The 15,521-nt window shown below is 45.5% G+C and carries 13 protein-coding genes; all 13 read left to right on the top strand.

Annotated features, from left to right (window positions below):
- Window positions 1-101: 101 nt before the first annotated feature.
- The 13 genes from pflA to PBN151_RS30985 all read left to right on the top strand — a co-directional run bounded on the left by pflA (window position 102) and on the right by PBN151_RS30985 (window position 15,374).
- Complete coding sequence (gene pflA / locus PBN151_RS04440) at window positions 102-833, top strand: pyruvate formate-lyase-activating protein (RefSeq protein ID WP_065291933.1); 732 nt, start codon at window positions 102-104, stop codon at window positions 831-833.
- Window positions 834-1,304: 471 nt separating this feature from the next.
- Window positions 1,305-2,942: a DUF4855 domain-containing protein gene (locus PBN151_RS04445; protein ID WP_227774388.1), complete on the top strand. Its 1,638-nt coding sequence runs from the start codon at window positions 1,305-1,307 to the stop codon at window positions 2,940-2,942.
- A 303-nt stretch (window positions 2,943-3,245) separates the two neighbouring features.
- Window positions 3,246-4,607, top strand: coding sequence for an ABC transporter substrate-binding protein (locus tag PBN151_RS04450; protein ID WP_072727874.1), 1,362 nt, complete (start codon window positions 3,246-3,248; stop codon window positions 4,605-4,607).
- Between the two features lie 128 nt (window positions 4,608-4,735).
- The gene (locus tag PBN151_RS04455) at window positions 4,736-5,620 is read left to right on the top strand and encodes a carbohydrate ABC transporter permease (RefSeq protein ID WP_021253020.1); all 885 of its coding nucleotides are present in this window, start codon (window positions 4,736-4,738) and stop codon (window positions 5,618-5,620) included.
- Between the two features lie 2 nt (window positions 5,621-5,622).
- Window positions 5,623-6,450 carry a carbohydrate ABC transporter permease gene (locus tag PBN151_RS04460; protein ID WP_036590578.1) on the top strand — a complete coding sequence of 276 codons (828 nt, stop codon included), beginning with the start codon at window positions 5,623-5,625 and terminating at the stop codon, window positions 6,448-6,450.
- A 90-nt stretch (window positions 6,451-6,540) separates the two neighbouring features.
- Window positions 6,541-8,469, top strand: coding sequence for a cache domain-containing sensor histidine kinase (locus PBN151_RS04465; RefSeq protein ID WP_021253018.1), 1,929 nt, complete (start codon window positions 6,541-6,543; stop codon window positions 8,467-8,469).
- Window positions 8,466-10,067 carry a response regulator gene (locus PBN151_RS04470; RefSeq protein WP_072727875.1) on the top strand — a complete coding sequence of 534 codons (1,602 nt, stop codon included), beginning with the start codon at window positions 8,466-8,468 and terminating at the stop codon, window positions 10,065-10,067. Before PBN151_RS04465 ends, PBN151_RS04470 begins: the two co-directional genes overlap by 4 nt.
- 58 nt (window positions 10,068-10,125) lie before the next feature.
- Window positions 10,126-11,766, top strand: coding sequence for a beta-N-acetylhexosaminidase (nagZ, locus tag PBN151_RS04475; protein ID WP_083545034.1), 1,641 nt, complete (start codon window positions 10,126-10,128; stop codon window positions 11,764-11,766).
- A 243-nt stretch (window positions 11,767-12,009) separates the two neighbouring features.
- Window positions 12,010-14,112 carry a stalk domain-containing protein gene (locus PBN151_RS04480; RefSeq protein WP_072727876.1) on the top strand — a complete coding sequence of 701 codons (2,103 nt, stop codon included), beginning with the start codon at window positions 12,010-12,012 and terminating at the stop codon, window positions 14,110-14,112.
- A gap of 168 nt (window positions 14,113-14,280) precedes the next feature.
- Window positions 14,281-14,745, top strand: coding sequence for a Fur family transcriptional regulator (locus tag PBN151_RS04485; RefSeq protein ID WP_072727877.1), 465 nt, complete (start codon window positions 14,281-14,283; stop codon window positions 14,743-14,745).
- Window positions 14,742-15,053: a membrane protein insertion efficiency factor YidD gene (gene yidD / locus PBN151_RS04490; RefSeq protein WP_072727878.1), complete on the top strand. Its 312-nt coding sequence runs from the start codon at window positions 14,742-14,744 to the stop codon at window positions 15,051-15,053. Before PBN151_RS04485 ends, yidD begins: the two co-directional genes overlap by 4 nt.
- Window positions 15,054-15,105: 52 nt before the next feature.
- Window positions 15,106-15,234, top strand: a complete 129-nt coding sequence (locus tag PBN151_RS32230; protein WP_265332072.1) for a hypothetical protein — start codon at window positions 15,106-15,108, stop codon at window positions 15,232-15,234.
- Window positions 15,231-15,374 carry a hypothetical protein gene (locus PBN151_RS30985; protein WP_156159919.1) on the top strand — a complete coding sequence of 48 codons (144 nt, stop codon included), beginning with the start codon at window positions 15,231-15,233 and terminating at the stop codon, window positions 15,372-15,374. The genes PBN151_RS32230 and PBN151_RS30985 overlap by 4 nt, the downstream gene beginning before the upstream one ends.
- The last annotated feature ends 147 nt before the right edge of the window (window positions 15,375-15,521 follow it).

Genomic DNA, 15,521 nt, shown 5'->3' on the forward strand with positions numbered 1-15,521 from the left:
ACTACACCACATGCCTAGTACCTTTCGGTCAATGGCAGGGAGGGAGCGCCCCTCTTGTCATGTAAGCAGGTTGTAATGGGCTGGAGAGGAAAGTGATAGAGATGATCGGACGTATTCACTCGTTAGAAACATTCGGTACCGTTGATGGGCCTGGCATACGATTTATTTTATTCATGCAGGGGTGCGCGCTCAAATGCCAATATTGCCATAACCGCGATACATGGAGCTTAGGTGACGGCAAAGAAATGACGCTTGAGGAAGTACTTGCTGAAATTGAACCTTACTTGCCTTATTACCGCAGCTCTGGCGGCGGTTTGACCGTATCGGGCGGGGAGCCAACGCTGCAAGCTGCATTCGTTAGAGAGCTATTCCGTGAAGTGAAGCAGCGCTGGGATCTGCATACAACCCTGGATTCGAACGGTTTCAACGAAGTAGCGAAGCTGGAAGAATTGATGAATGTTACGGATCTAGTATTGCTGGATATTAAGCATATTAACAACGAGAAGCATATTGCCCTTACAGGTGTGCCGAATGCACGTACGCTGGATACGGCGCGTTGGTTATCTGAGCATGGCAAGAAAATGTGGATTCGACACGTATTCGTACCGACGATTAACGACAATGAAGAGGACTTGCTTGAACTGGGTCGTTTTATCGGTACACTGCAAGGTGTTGAGAAATTCGAAATCCTGCCGTACCATCAAATGGGCGTATACAAGTGGGAACAGCTAGGTGAGAAGTATCCGCTTGAAGGGATTCCTTCCCCGACTGCAGAAGAGGTGGAGCGTGCTTATGCGCTTATTGAGAAGGGCCGCGGGCAGACGAGCGTATAGTGTATTTCATATCTATTTATATAGGAAGAGAGATGACTTGCCTAGCAGGGAAGAGGTCATCTCTTTTTTTTGTTGCAATAGATGAAAGAGTGTTCACTTAGAACGTGTATTCAATAATATTGTGTATAAAATGATCGGAAAGAACTATTTCTAAAATGGAAGGAAAAAACTATAATGCGCTTTAAGGATGAAAAAAAAGGAAATCACACAACTTAAAATGGAAGCGCTATCATCGAGGGATCTTTTTTTTGCAGGAATATATGCTGTAGAAATGCATTTTCTTATCCTCATAACTGGTAGGTGAAGAGACGCTTCTAGCTACTGGTTCAACATAGAAAGGGCATCAGGCATCATGAGGGAACAGCTTTCTTGGATAAATTTTTGCATAGAGGAGGTATGATTGCAGCTTAATCATTAGATGATTCGGGCCGTATTCTTCGAAAATGAACGTATATAGGAGGGATATTGATTATGAAGATAAAGATGACAGCACTTGTCCTTAGTATGATGCTGATATTGTCGATTATTCCGAACATGCCGAATGCCCAAGCGGCACCACAGCTCCGCAATCTTGCACCGAGCTCTACCTACACTTGGTCGGAAGCGCCGGAATCGAATTATCCGGATACAGGCAACAAGCTAACTAATGGCGTTAAGGGTGCTGCGAATGTGACGGATCCAGCGTGGGTCGGGCACATTAAGAAGAAGGCGCGGGAAGTCACGTTTGACTTTGGTCAACGGAAATCGATAGCAAGTGTTAGGGCGCACTTCCTTCAAGATTGGCCGGGTTCTGCGATCTTGTTTCCATTGAGCGTATCTATATATGTATCAGATGATAATATGAATTGGGGAATTGTCGGGCACAAAGCAACGGAACGTGGCTGGACGAATGGCCCTCCGATTGATCAAACCTATGTATGGGATGGCAGCAAGGATGGGGTTGCAGGCGGAGGACAAGGTGCTACGATGGCCTATGCACGCTATGTTAAGGTCGTGTTCTCTATGCATCCGAAAGCCTGGACATTTATTGATGAGATTGAAATTATGGGGACTGACGGCAAGGCTGACGGAGCAGTTGTCGTGAATATGAAACCGTTCGAATTCCAGTACCCGGGCGTCGACACTGCTGGAATTCGTAATTTATCGCTTGTCTACAATGGATATTACCCTGACGTTCCGGCGTGGACAAAAGACAGTCTGATTCCGGAAATTGGTTATGTGAATCAAGCCGGACAGGTTCAGGATTGGTTCTTTGATGGTGTGTTGATGCTGGGTCTCCAATCTCCGGCAGGTCGTGATTTCGGATCGAATTCCCTCTTGTCGGATTGGCAATGGTACCTCGATAAAACATTTGGCGCTCAAGGTGACTTGAAGCAATTGAATGAGGCAACGAAGGAAGTAGGAATCCAACTCGGACAGCCGAATCACAAAACGAAGGTTGTCATGATGCTCCCAAATCCGGGAGAAAACACGACGAATTTCGGTGATATTGACGGTGACGGCATTACCGAGAATTTTAGTGAAGCCAGCGTGGGCATAGAGAAAGCCTTGGCGACACGCCAGAAGGCAGTCAGATGGTGGCTGCAAGAGGTACAAAACCGCTGGAATGCGAACAACTACTCCAACCTTGAACTGGTTGGCATGTACTGGGTGGATGAAGAGATTAGCTGGTCCAAGTCAGCCCCAGACTTCCTGCGGATGATGAACTCTGATGTTCATGCAAGAGGGCTAAAATCGTTCTGGATCCCTCATTCCTTGACCTATAAGAGTTTTATATGGAAGGACGCAGGATTCGATGCAGCGACGTACCAGCCGAACTACTTTTTTGAAGATTTATCAATTGATCGTCTTGTAGATGGGATTCAAACCGCCAAACGATATGGCATGGGTGTTGAAGTCGAGTTCGACAATCGTATGCTAACGGATAATACGTTCCGGAGCCGATTCAATGAATATATGAACGCAGGCTATCAATATGGATTCGCAGGGAAAGGCTTTACTGCGTATTATAAAGGAAGCGGGCCGGTTCTGCGCGATGCAGCGAGCAGCACGAATCCGAGCATACGTGAACTGTATGATAGGCTGTACAATTTCACAAGAGGGAATTAAATAGAGGATGCAAATGCAATAGCTCATATTCATTCACCTGCTTTACAAAAATTGTATTGCGTGAGTAAAATTGGGAAGTTACTAGACAAGCAGATATGCTAGGTGTTTCATAAATTGGCGGTCAAATCCTCAAACCGAGGTTTTGATCGCTGTTTTATTTTATCCCTCATTCGTTAGAGGATTTTATCCCCCAATAGTTAAAATGTCGTCCTTACAGGAAGGACATTGTCGAATTATAATAAAAGCGTACTAAACAACATCAAGATCTTACCAACAGACAAAAACATACGGGAGGGTCCTTACATGAAAAAAGGATTGGTAATGATTCTGACACTTCTGTTCATCGCAACGACAGCGCTTACAGGATGCGGATCGAAGTCAGAGAGTGGTTCTGAGAAGCCAGCGAACCAAGCTGGTGAAGATAAAAAGGTTGAACCATTTGAGCTTACACTTCGTCATACGCAGCTAGGCGATTCGAAGAAAAACCGCTTCGCTATCTTGCAAGATGTTGTGAAGAAGACAGAATCCGAAGTTCCAGGTCTAACAATTAAGCTTGACGGTGTTGACTCTGAGGTTAACCGCAAAGAGAAGCTTCGTGCAGAAATGGGAAGCGGATCTCCTCCAGATATCTTTGATGCCTTCGGTAACCCAGACGTGAAATTGTACGCGGAGAATGGACTTATACTTGATGTAGCTCCGATTCTGGATGAGCTTGGATTGAAGGACAAGTTCCAATCTCTTGCACAATGGACAGTAGAAGACAAGATCTACGGTTTACCAATCGGTGCTTCTATTGAAGGTTACTTCTATAACAAAGACTATTTCGCTGAAAAAGGAATTCAAATTCCAAAAACATTGGCTGAGCTTGAAGCAATCGCTGAAAAAGTAAAGGCTGACGGCAAAATTCCATTCGCAATTGGTTCCAAGGATGCTTGGGTGCCATTGATGACAACAAACACGTTGTGGTCCTACTTCGGCGGTGCGGATATTACTTCCGGATTTGCGAAAGGAACAACGAAGTGGAACGATCCAAAAATGGTAGAAGCATTTGCGAAGCACTCAGATTGGATCAAGAAAGGCTACTTCAAAAAAGGCGAGCTTGGTCTTGATTATGCAACACAACGTACACAGTTGGTAAATGGTGAAGCAGTTATGATGTTCGATGGATCTTGGGCATCTTCCGTATTCGCTGATGCAACACAATCCGGTAAATTGCATAACAAAGCTGGTTTCTTCCTGATGCCTCCAGCTAAAGAAGGCGACGGGTACAGCGTAATGTTCGACTCCAACAACGGATATGCATTCTCTTCCAAGATTGCTGAAGATCCACGCAAGATGGAAGCGGTAAAAGCGTTCATCAAGAACTTGTATAACGAAGACATGCAAGTACGCGGCTTGAAGGAAGATGGCGTTATCCCTGCAATGAAGGTTGACCAAGCGAAGCTGGACGAAGCTTCCCAAGGAAACGACTTGCTGCAAGCGATCATGGCTCAAATGAAAGACGTGAAATTCACATGGCCTGCATTTGATGCACTCGTTCAAGCGGATGTGAATACGGCACTCGGTCAACAGCTCCAAAAAATGATTAGCGGCGAAGCTGAACCGCAAGCGGCTCTGGATGCCGTGCAAAAAGTACAAGAAGAAGCGAACGCAGCATCGAAATAAGATAAATAAAAAGCAAGCTTGACCACAAGGAGCACCACCTGTCCGTATCGGGGGGTGGTGCTCATTTATCATCCTGAGCAGCAGTCAACCAGTATGATTACGATGTGGGACGGACGGAGGGAAATCATATGAACAAAGCATTAAGAAACCCCTTAACATATGTGTTATTTTTGCTTCCTACGCTCGTTTTGTTCATCGCATTCTTTATATACCCGGTAATCAATGCGATTTACTACAGCTTTACGAGTTGGAACGGAATATCGAAGGACGTTACATTTATTGGCTTTGACAACTATCTCAATGTGATGAGTAAGCCAGACTTTTGGGAATCAGTGAAGAACAATGGATACTTTATTTTGTTCTCCTTGTTAGTCCAAGTCCCGTTAATCATTTTCTTCTCACTGCTCATCTCCAATGTCAAGCGTTTGAAAGGATTGTACAAGACAGCAGTATTCATGCCGTCTGTTATGTCCACGGCCGTCATCGGTATTTTGTGGGGCTTCATTTACGATCCGGACACAGGGCTTCTTAACAAGCTGTTAGGTTTGTTCGGTATCGATCCGCTTATGTGGCTGGCAGACAAGAAAACGGCAATGATTTCGATCTTGATTACGAACGCTTGGCAGTGGACCGGTTTCTACATTGTTATGGTGTTGGCTGCAATTCTAGCGATTCCGAAAGATCTTGACGAAGCAGCTATGATTGATGGCGCAACTGGCGTTCAACGTGCGATGCGCATTACGATTCCGCTTATTATGCCGATCATCTCCGTGGTTATTATGCTATCGATCGCAGGTGCAATGAAGGCGGCAGATATCGTCATCGTTATGACCAAGGGCGGCCCGGCAGGGGCAACCGATGTTATGGCAACTTATATGATCAAGCACTCGATTACAAGCTTCAAATATGGCTATGGGAACAGCATCGCAGTCCTTATCTTCGTGTTCACGCTCATCGTTACTGTGCTTTACCAAGTACTTATTGCGCGTAGAACGGAAAGGATTGAATACTAATGATGAAACAGCTGAAAAAGGGCACCCCTCATATTTTCCTACTGTTGTATTTGGCGGTTATTCTATTCCCATTCCTGTTCGTCTTGTTCTCATCGGTAAAGACAGACAACGGAGCCATTGCAGCGAATCCATTCGGTTTGCCGACAGAATTTGCTTGGGATAACTATGTGAAAGCTTGGGTCAATGCCAAAATTAGCACTTATTTCGTAAATAGCTTGTACATTTCACTTGCAGCATCCGTGTCTACGATTCTCATCGCGTCTCTTGCATCCTTTGCGATTACACGTATGCGCTATAAGAAGATGAGTGCAGCAGTGTTCCAGTTTATTTTGCTAGGCTTGCTCATTCCGGGCAATGCATTGCTGCTTCCGATTTACGGCATCTTGAAGAACTTGAACATGCTCGATAAGCACTGGGCCCTATATGTTCCTTACACGGCAGGGGCAATACCATTTACGATTATTATCTTGGCGGCATTTATGCGAAGTCTCCCGTCTGAGATTGAGGAAGCAGCTGTAATTGACGGCTTGAAGGCACCAGGCATTTTCTTCAAAGTCATCTTGCCGTTGACGGTACCAGCGCTCGTGACCGTATTCATTGTCAACTTCCTCGGCAACTGGAATGAATTCTTGCTCGCAAACTTCTTTATCTCAACAGACAACTTGCGTACACTTCCGGTCGGTATGGTCGGCTTCCGTGATACGTATAACACGAACTACGCGCAGATGGCGGCTGGTATCGTATACAGTGTCGTACCTGTTATGGTCATCTACGCAATCCTGCAAGAGAAAATTATTGAGGGTCTCACAGCAGGCGGGGTTAAGGGCTAATCTTTTCATAGTTTCTGCATGAAATGTAAGCTCTTACGTGTTAATATATTCATAGATGACTAGAGAGAGAGTAAAGGGGTAATGTGCACAATGAATTTACGATTTAAGATGTTTAGTGGATTTATTTTGCTTATCATTATCCCTTTGCTTTTACTTGGAACGATTACATTTGTGATTACATTTAATTTGCTAGAGAAGAAATATAGTGAGCAAGCGCAATTCTCGATGCGGGCCATGAGCCACAGCATCGGCTACATATTCGATGAAATCAATAAAGTATCCGACACAGGCATTGCGAATAACGTCTTCCAGAAGGCGTTGGTATCGCCTAATCCTTACGAACACGATATGGTAAGCTCAAGCGTCGTCAGATATGACGATAATGGAAAGCTTTACTTCGTGGATGAACAGGGGCGGCCAGTCGGAAAGCAAGTTGATGATACGCTAAAAGGCACGGACTATATCCGGATGAACGAACGCCAGCAAAATTTCCGCAAGCTGCTGTTCAACCATCCTGCGATTAGTTATGCCTTTTTGTACAATTTCAGCCCATATGCACAAAGAGAAGGGATTATCCCAATATTTTCTAAAGACAACTTCAAGGAAATGCCTTTTCATGAATTCAAAAAGCATCCTGTATTTAAGAAAGTCATGGACTTGAACGGGGTTCCGTTATGGGTCGGGCCAAATGAATTTCCAGAACTGACGGGCTCCGAGCAGGTCTTTACCCAGATTCGAGTTGTGAAGGATCTATCGACGATGAGGCCAATTGGAATATCGATCATCCAGATTAAGAACTGGGATCTCGACACGTTCTTTAACAAGTTTTATACGGCTGATCAGATGGAGAATACGAAGTTCTTTATCGTCAATCGTGATGGACAGATTCTATACGACAACTCGAAGCAGCTCGCTGGCCATATGATCGCTGATTATGCTTCGAAGCCGATCAAGTTCGAAAATACATATGTAAGCTACAAGGACAAATTCGGGGAACGCGAAAGTGTGATCACGTACCACCCCATGAGTGATTACGGCTGGTATTTGATTTCCGTGCGCGACTGGAGCTCTCTCTCGAAGGAGATGGTCGTATTTCTGAAATGGGTGTCTACCATCTTATTCCTCTGCATCCTTGGAGCGCTGCTGTTCAACCTGTTGTTTACGAACCGAATAACGCGCAACATTACGCGCATCGTTCGATTTATGCGCAGGGTTGAGGATGGAGATCTGAACGCCCGTGTTGATGAAGAGGGCAGAGATGAGTTAAGGATGCTCTCACACGGATTCAATAGTCTCATGGAGCGTGTGTCTGGCCTTATTGATCAAGTGAAGAATGAGCAGCAGCAGAAGAATAAGGCGGAAATGAGAGTGCTGGAAGCTCAAATTAAGCCTCACTTTTTATTTAATACACTTGAATCGATTAATGTGCTGGCTATTCAAAATGAAGGGCGAAAAGTTAGCCAGATGGTTTATCGCCTCGGCAATATTTTACGCATTAGCATTCAGGATAAAGAGGAAATTACGCTTCGCGAAGAACTTGAATATTTGAAGAGCTATCTTGAAATTCAAAAGTTTCGATTTGAGGAGCTGTTCAACTTCGAAATTGACGTGCCGGAGCACATCATGCACTGCAAGGTGATGAAGCTGACCCTGCAGCCGCTTGTTGAGAACTCAATCCAACACGGATTTGATGGAATTGAGCACACAGGATGGATCCGCATTACCGCATTTGAGGATGAAGATCGCATTCTCATTCGGGTAGAGGATAATGGGATGGGCATGTCGAATGAACAATTAAGAAAGTTCCAATATATGCTCTCTGATGAGCAAAAATCGGTTCTGCCGCAGGAAGAAGAGTCGTACAATACGGAACGTAGGGGACTCGGAGTTCGCAGTGTAGCAGATCGCTTGCGCATTCGATATGGTCCTGGTTATGGATTGTTCATCTGTTCCGCTTCACAGATGGGAACGATGATTCAGTGTGTGATACCGAAATACGAACAGGGTGATACGTTATGAGTGTGAAGGCATTGCTCATTGATGATGAGGTACCGATTTTGAACAACTTGAAGCTGGTCATCCCGTGGGATGAGCTGAATGTTGAATTGGTAGGCACAGCTCGCAATGGTGTGGAAGGGCTGGAAATGGTGCGGCAGCACGAGCCAGACATCATTTTGTGTGATATTCGTATGCCCGTTATGGACGGTATGGACTTTCTGCGAGAAATTCGTAAAATGGGTTGTGAAGCTGAGGTTATGATGCTGACCGGCTATCAGGAATTCGAATATGCTCGAATAGCAATGCAGCACGGTGTTCGTGATTATGTATTGAAGCCGATTAACTACGATGAGCTGGAATTGACCGTGAAGAAGCTTGCTGATCTTGTACGCACCCGTCAACTAGAGAAGAAGCTGACGGAAAGGCGCTGGGGGCGCATGATTAGTCTCGCTTACGAGAAGATGATGTTCGATGTTCTTATGGGATTCTCCACTGGCGCACTTGCGGCCTTCATGGTCGATGAAGAGCAGCCGATTGACAAGCTGGCTTACTCGCTGCTGCTCGTTGACTTGGATGGCTATGCACAGCAAAGCGCCTCTTGGAGTGACAATGAGCGCAAGCTGTGGAATTTCGCAGTTCGCAACGTGCTGCAGGATGCCATTGTGGATGATTGGAATAAATATGCCGTATTGCAAATGCGTGAAGGGGAGTGGTGTGTACTTCTTCAATGCTATCGTGACCAGCATGAGGTTACTTCGGTCGATATGGCACGCTGGGCACAGGAAATTCAGCAGGCGGTTCGAGGCCATGTGAAGATGACCGTAAGCCTTGCATGGGATAATGGGCCGATCCCTCTCATGAGCTTGGCACATACGTACAAACGCCTGCAGCGTACTCTTATTTTGCATACCGATGATGAACAGCTCGTATCTGTCGATGAAGGCTCAGTAGCAAGACAGGCGGCCTCTGTCTCACAGTGGCAGTTAGTCGAAGATATCGTGGCGGGGATGAAGCAGAATGATCGCTCTAAGGTCGATGACGGAATGCATGCCTTGCAATCCAGCCTGATGTATATGTCTGAGCAGTCCATCGTTCGTGCGGAGACGTTCCTTCATTATGTCATCATTCACTTGATTCGTGAGATGAGAGAGTGGGAACTAGTTACACCACAAGAAGAAGAAGCGGTGTGGAATAAGCTTCAGCATATGATGGGCGTCAAGGACTTAATGTGTGCGATTATGGAGTTAGTCGATCATACGAAGGAACACGCGATGAACAAGAAGTCGAGCGAGCTCCTGATGATATCAGCCAAAGACTATATTCACCGCAATTTAGGCTCAGATATCGGCGTCGAGGAAATGGCTGATTACTTAGGAATCAGCTGCAGTTATTTCAGTTTGTTGTTTAAGAATCATTTCGGGGAAACGTTTGTTGAATACGTGACGCGTCAGCGAATGGAGCTGGCGATGTCATTGCTCCGCACAACAGACAAGAGCATTACACAGATTGGTGCGCTTGTTGGATATTCAGAAAGACGGTACTTCTCCAAGGTATTCCAGAAGTACACAGGCAAGAAGCCGACGGAATATCGCGAGGATGCCGTTCAGACGGGAAAATGATAACGCTTAAATGAATCACATCAAGAATTCACGATATGAAGAGGATGGGATGAGTGAGATGAGTAAACTTCAACTGACGCTTGAGCAAAAAATTGGCCAAATGGTGATGTGTGGATTCGCAACGACAGAGGTAAACGATAATATCCGTTCCTTGATTAAGGAGCACCACGTTGGAGGCATTATTTATTTCAAACGCAACGTGGTGAGCAAAGAGCAAGTAAGTGCGTTATCTCATCATTTGCAAGAGATTTCCGGAGAACAGACGAATATCCCGCTCTTCATTAGTATTGACCAAGAAGGCGGTATGGTGGCACGGATCGACTGGGAGGATATTACGCTGATCCCAGGCAATATGACAATTGGAGCTACGCGCAGTGCTGAGCATGCTTATGAGGCTGCACGTATTTGCGGAGAAGAGATGCTCCGTCTTGGCATTAACATGAACTTTGCACCGAGCTTGGATGTGAACAACAATCCGGAGAATCCTGTAATCGGAGTTCGTTCATACAGTGAACGTCCTGATCTGGTAGCTGAACTTGGAACTGCACAAATTCGCGGCCTGCAAGAGGCGAATGTGGCTGCAACAGCGAAGCATTTCCCAGGACATGGCGACACGGCTGTCGACTCTCATCACGGCCTAGCCACTGTACCGCATGATGAGGAACGATTGGTTGCAGTTGAGCTTGCTCCATTTGCGCGTGCGATTCAAGAGGGCGTGGATTGCATTATGACGGCGCATGTCATTTTCCCTGCATTTGAGCCGGATTCCATCCCAGCTACGTTGTCCCATAATGTGCTTACGAAGCTGCTCCGCCACCGTATGGGCTATGATGGCTTGATCGTAACAGATTGCTTGGAAATGCATGCAATTTCGAAGGAAGTTGGTGTGGCTGAAGGTGCGGTGCGCGCAGTTGAAGCCGGTGCTGATATTTTGCTAGTCAGCCATACGTATGAAGAGCAAGTTGCATCGATTCAAGCGCTGTGCGAAGCTGTTCGTACCGGTCGCATCGCTGAATCGCGCATCGACGAATCCATCGATCGTATCATTACCTTGAAAAATAAGCGTCATATGGGCGAAGAGACAGAAGTTCCAGAGGATTTCACTTCATATTTCGCTACGCCTGAATCTAAGGCATTGGTTGATCGTATGTTCGAGGACAGTACGACGCTTGTTAAGGATGAGGCTGGTGCACTTCCGCTTGATCGCAGCGCGAAAACGCTTGTGATCTGGCCTCAAGTGCGTACTCGTTCAGAGGTCGATGATCTCATCGTACAGGAATATACGTTGGCATCTGCACTGCAACCACATATGAACGATGTGGAGCTGCTCCGGATTAACAATGATCCAGATTCCGTTGAAGTGGAAGAAATTTTGGCAAGCACAGAAGGATATATTCAGATTGTGATCCTGACTTACAATCCAGTATCGAAGCTGCATCAAGGACAGGTTGATGTGGTGAATGCATTGTTAGCACGCAGCAATACACGCGTCATTGTTGCATCGACTCGCAATCCATATGATCTGAATCAATTCTCTGATGCACCTACGTACTTGTGTTGCTATGAGAACCGCCCTGCTGCAATGAAAGCTCTGGGGAATGTGCTGCTCGGCCTGCAGGAGCCGAAGGGCAAACTGCCGGTTACGATTTCGGAGCAATACCCATTTGGGCACAGTGCTTCTTACGCGAAACAGCAATAGAACTCATCTCGAGACCTGTACCGAGCGATCGGTGCAGGTCTTTTTTTGGATATGAAGAAAATGTAAAATCACAATGATTTCAGAAAATGAAATGTAAATATTGACTTTCATTTAATATTCCTTAAAAAAAGAATGAAAAAATAGAAACTTTTTACCTAGTAATGCGTCTATAACTATGTTCAATCTACACATTGTATTAACATTTCGAAATATAAACGATGGATGAGGAGTAGGACATTTACTATGAAATCTTGGAAAAAGCTTTTCGTTGCCTGTGTAGCCGCAGTGCAATTGTTCACAGTAGTACCTGTGTTCGCTGCAGAGGGGACGACGAATACTGAGGTAAGTGGTACAGTCGAAACGGATAAGTCTTCAAATACTGCGGAAGACAGCAGCAATCAGGAAGAGAAGCAGCAAGACAACAAGCAAGTTTCGCAGGCACGTGTTCAATCCGTTCTACCTGGGGAATATGACAAGAATGTTGTTGTCCTAATTGCAGACAGCAATAAGATCTATCAAGATGGGATTGAATACACATCTCCACAGCCGATTACGGTCAAGAAGGGCGTTTCCTATATCGCAATTCGTTCACTGATAGATCGCTTTGGATTCAAGCTGGACTTTGATAACAAGACGAAGGAAACGATCATCAAGAACGGTGACAAAGAACTTCGTTACAAAATGGGAAGTACAGACTATCGGGTAAACGGTGTCTCTACAAAAATGAAGGGCGCTTCTTATATTTCAAATAGCGTATTCATGGTTCCAGTTACATCCGCGATGGATGCAATGGCAATTCCATATAAGTGGGAACAAGCGTCGAAGCGCATCATCATTCAGCTTAGTGCTAAGCCAATTGCGAAGTTTAAAGTTGATCAGAAAGACATTATTGCAGGAGAGACTCGTGTTACATTCACAGATCAATCCACGCATCCACGTGGCCGTCAGATTGTTGAAGTAGATTGGGACGGGAATCAAGAAATCTATGACGAGCCAGGCACATATACGATTACACTGCGCGTACGTGATGAGGATGGGGAGTGGAGTGATCCGTATTCCCAGACAATTACGGTTACAAGACCGCATACACCGCCAGTAGCAAGCTTCCGTACGGATAAAACGACATATAAAATGGGTGAACCGATTAAATATGACGATTTGAGTACGGATGAAGAAGATACGGAATTGAAACGCGAGTGGGTGAACAAGCAACCGGCATTCTTCGAGCCGGGCGAGAAGACAATTACGCTCAAAGTGAAGAACAAGTACGGCCTTACGGCTGAAGTAAGCCAAACGATCTCCGTAACGGATGAAGTGCTGTACACGTTCGATGATTTTAATAAATTGTTCACACCACAAGGGGATAAATATCAAGTAGACGCTGGGTCTATTCTTGGTTATAAGGAAATCAAACCAAAAGTGACCGAAGAACGCCGTGCATTGTACCGCGCGAACAGTCCAGAAGAAGTATTGAAAGATGGGATCCTATATCAAGATCGTGTTGCAGGCGGAGCGCGGATTTTTGCACACCATTTGAATTCGACCAATTATAATATGAAGTTTTACATTTTGGTCACGAACGTATCCGATGATCCGGCTACCTTGACTATACAGCATCAAGGCTTTGCAGGGCCTAGTCCCAGTCCGCAAGATACAGGGATGAAGGCGACAGTTCGTTATTTCCAATCATTTGAGGATGGCAAAGCAACGGAAACAAAGTTGAAGCCGAATGAAACGAAAATTGTAGTACCAGAATTGAGCAATCCAACATTCAAACCAAGAGATGTGTTTACGTTATATTCGGATTTCTACGGAGATAGTACGCTTGAATATACGATCGTTGCACTGGATGCAAAGAAGGATGTGTTAAAAGAATTCGCGAATTTGCCTCAGTTGCCGATTGACGGGAAGCATATTCGTGGTACATTCGAAAATGCCGATCGTGTGTTCACGGTGGACGAAACAGTTGGCACTAAGGAAGAACGCCTGTTAATCGCAGATAACAGTAGCGATAAGTACATTACCGGCTCCGACATGATGACGTTTGAAGATCGTCTAAATGCGGGCAATTATGGGGTATTGTATCGTATCCACCTGAACAAGGTCGCGCCTAACACACTTATTGCCTTCAATTCGCGCGCAGGATCATATACGGGTGCAATATTAGTAAATGGTAAGGCTGTAAATACGCCGAATCAGGGATTGCTAAAAGGTTCGAATGAATCAAGTGTAGTCTATCGTACAGGAGATTATGAAGAAAAGGTTGAGATTTTATTCTCTCCTGCAGCAGGCAGCAGCTTACCGGTCAATTTCACATTTATGCCACTTCCGAAGGCGAAGTCTTAGTTCATAGCACTGATCTTTTATTATAAATTGAATCATTTTTTTGAGAGGGGCTGTCCCTATTCCAATAGAATAGGGGCAGTCCTTTTTCTATACTTCGGGTTTGACTTTACAGCTAGTAATAGCGCATTATAGTAGTGACGGGTTCCACATCATAGAGGAGGGACTTCGATGCTGAAGACAGAACAAATTATAGAGAAAATGGCTGATTCAGGGATGAGAATTACGGATCAGCGTCGAACCTTGGCGAAGCTGTTCGCTGACACGAATGGATATTTAACACCTAAGGATGTATACGAATTTATGGGGAAGCGCTATTCCGGCTTGAGCTTCGACACGGTATACCGCAATTTGCGAATCATGTTCGATCTAGGCGTTCTTGAGCAGGTAGTGTTCGAGGATGGAGTCAAGTTCCGCGTAACTTGTGCAGATGGGCATCATCACCATCACATGATATGTTTGCAGTGTGAGAAGACGTATCCGATCCATTTCTGCCCGATGTCGCAGACCGATGTACCTGATCAATTTCAGGTCGTTCAACATAAATTCGAAGTGTTTGGATACTGCTCTACATGCACAGATAAGGATAATTCAACTTCTGTACCTAACCATAATACAGGTGGAACTGGGATATGACGGAGGAAGAAGGCAAGCGATGCAGTTCCTCAAGTGAGGACATTCCTAAGCGTGAAGATGACCAACGTCAAGTTCAACGGAGCCTAGGAACAAGGATGGCACAGGCACCAGTTCGAGTCTACCGCAAATGGATATCACCGCTCAAACCGCCTACGTGCCGCTTCTATCCGACATGTTCCACTTATGCAATGGAAGCATTGGAAGTCCATGGGCCTGTGAAGGGCACATGGCTGACGATGAAGCGAATTGCCAAGTGCCATCCATTTCACCCTGGAGGCGTAGACAAGGTACCTCCGAAGCGTCCTTGACAGAGGGACAGTTCCTGATTTATATTTGAGGGTAGTTGTTGGATGCACATAATTGGAAATCGATATCTCCGAGGAACGGATAAGTAAGCTGAGAAGCCATTTCAGAGAGCCGGTATTGCTGGGAACCGGTATGGATGCTCTTCCGAACATGGTCCGGGAGGAACTGATGGTGAGCGAGTGATTGAGCTGCGTGAAGCAGGCTCTACCGTAAGCTGTTGGCGCATCATTCCCGTTAACGAATGCTTGATCGGCTACATACCGGTCACAATGAAGCCGCCTGTCGATATGTATGCAGGTGGGAAATTGGGTGGTACCACGTGAGATACAGCTCTCGTCCCAAATTGGGCGGGGGCTTTTTCTGTTTATTGAAGCTTTTGTCGAAGCTTTGATTGAAACTCTAGTGAAGTGCAAGAAAGACAACATCGGATTTGCTGCATGAAGAGGCATATGCTGAGGAGGATGAACGAA

Origin of the sequence: Paenibacillus sp. NAIST15-1, from assembly GCF_001894745.1 — a bacterium.
Taxonomy (GTDB): domain Bacteria; phylum Bacillota; class Bacilli; order Paenibacillales; family Paenibacillaceae; genus Paenibacillus_B; species Paenibacillus_B suaedae.

Excerpts from the sequence above, each read along its gene's own strand:
- pflA (WP_065291933.1), top strand. The coding sequence starts at position 102 with ATGATCGGACGTATTCACTCGTTAGAAACATTCGGTACCGTTGATGGG.
- PBN151_RS04445 (WP_227774388.1), top strand. The coding sequence starts at position 1,305 with ATGAAGATAAAGATGACAGCACTTGTCCTTAGTATGATGCTGATATTG.
- PBN151_RS04450 (WP_072727874.1), top strand. The coding sequence starts at position 3,246 with ATGAAAAAAGGATTGGTAATGATTCTGACACTTCTGTTCATCGCAACG.
- PBN151_RS04455 (WP_021253020.1), top strand. The coding sequence starts at position 4,736 with ATGAACAAAGCATTAAGAAACCCCTTAACATATGTGTTATTTTTGCTT.
- PBN151_RS04460 (WP_036590578.1), top strand. The coding sequence starts at position 5,623 with ATGAAACAGCTGAAAAAGGGCACCCCTCATATTTTCCTACTGTTGTAT.
- PBN151_RS04465 (WP_021253018.1), top strand. The coding sequence starts at position 6,541 with ATGAATTTACGATTTAAGATGTTTAGTGGATTTATTTTGCTTATCATT.
- PBN151_RS04470 (WP_072727875.1), top strand. The coding sequence starts at position 8,466 with ATGAGTGTGAAGGCATTGCTCATTGATGATGAGGTACCGATTTTGAAC.
- nagZ (WP_083545034.1), top strand. The coding sequence starts at position 10,126 with ATGAGTAAACTTCAACTGACGCTTGAGCAAAAAATTGGCCAAATGGTG.
- PBN151_RS04480 (WP_072727876.1), top strand. The coding sequence starts at position 12,010 with ATGAAATCTTGGAAAAAGCTTTTCGTTGCCTGTGTAGCCGCAGTGCAA.
- PBN151_RS04485 (WP_072727877.1), top strand. The coding sequence starts at position 14,281 with ATGCTGAAGACAGAACAAATTATAGAGAAAATGGCTGATTCAGGGATG.
- yidD (WP_072727878.1), top strand. The coding sequence starts at position 14,742 with ATGACGGAGGAAGAAGGCAAGCGATGCAGTTCCTCAAGTGAGGACATT.